The sequence below is a fragment of the Streptomyces javensis genome, from assembly GCF_039525925.1.
GTDB lineage: Bacteria > Actinomycetota > Actinomycetes > Streptomycetales > Streptomycetaceae > Streptomyces > Streptomyces asiaticus.
Map to the genome: position 1 here is coordinate 1 of NZ_BAAAIF010000255.1, position 923 is coordinate 923.

The window sequence follows — 923 nt, forward strand, 5'->3', positions numbered from 1 at the left end:
CGCATCATCCGCTCGAGCGGGTAGTCACGGGTGTAGCCGTAGCCGCCGAGCAGCTGGACGGCGTCCGTGGTGATCTCCATCGCGGCGTCGGAGGCGTAGCACTTGGCCGCGGCGCCGAAGAAGGTCAGGTCCTCCTTGCCGCCGCCGAGGGACACCCGCTCGGACCGGGCCGCGGCCGCGTAGGTGAGCTGCCGGGCGGCCTCCAGCTTCATCGCCATGTCGGCGAGCATGAACTGGACGCCCTGGAAGTCGCCGATCGGCTTGCCGAACTGCTTGCGCTCCTGGACGTACCCCTTGGCGTAGTCGAGCGCGCCCTGGGCGATGCCGAGGGCCTGGGCGGCGATGGTGATCCGGGTGTGGTCGAGGGTCTTCATGGCGGTGGCGAAGCCGGTGCCCTCGGCGCCGATCATCCGGTCGGCGGGGATGCGGACGTTGTCGAGGTAGACCTCGCGGGTCGGGGAGCCCTTGATGCCGAGCTTCTTCTCCGGGGCGCCGAAGGAGACGCCCGGGTCGGACTTCTCGACGACGAAGGCGGAGATGCCCTTGGAGCGCTTCTCGGGGTCGGTGACGGCCATGACGGTGTAGTACTCGGAGACCCCGGCGTTGGTGATCCAGCGCTTCACACCGTTGAGCACGTAGAAGTCGCCGTCGCGGACCGCCTTGGTCTTCATCCCGGCGGCGTCCGAACCCGCGTCCGGCTCGCTGAGGCAGTACGAGAACAACGCGCCCTCGGCCAGTGCAGCCAGGTACCGCTTCTTCAGCTCCTCGGAGCCGGAGAGGACGACCGGCAGCGAGCCCAGCTTGTTGACCGCGGGGATCAGGGAGGAGGAGGCGCAGACCCGGGCGACCTCCTCGATGACGATCACGGTGGCCAGCGCGTCCGCGCCCGAGCCGCCGTAGGACTCGGGGACGTGCACCGCGTG

1 protein-coding gene is annotated in these 923 nt (G+C 69.6%); it reads right to left on the reverse strand.

The genetic code is table 11. The annotated features are described in order from the left end of the window. On the reverse strand, positions 1-923 hold a 923-nt coding region (locus ABD329_RS47830; RefSeq protein ID WP_344318294.1), incomplete at both ends, for an acyl-CoA dehydrogenase family protein.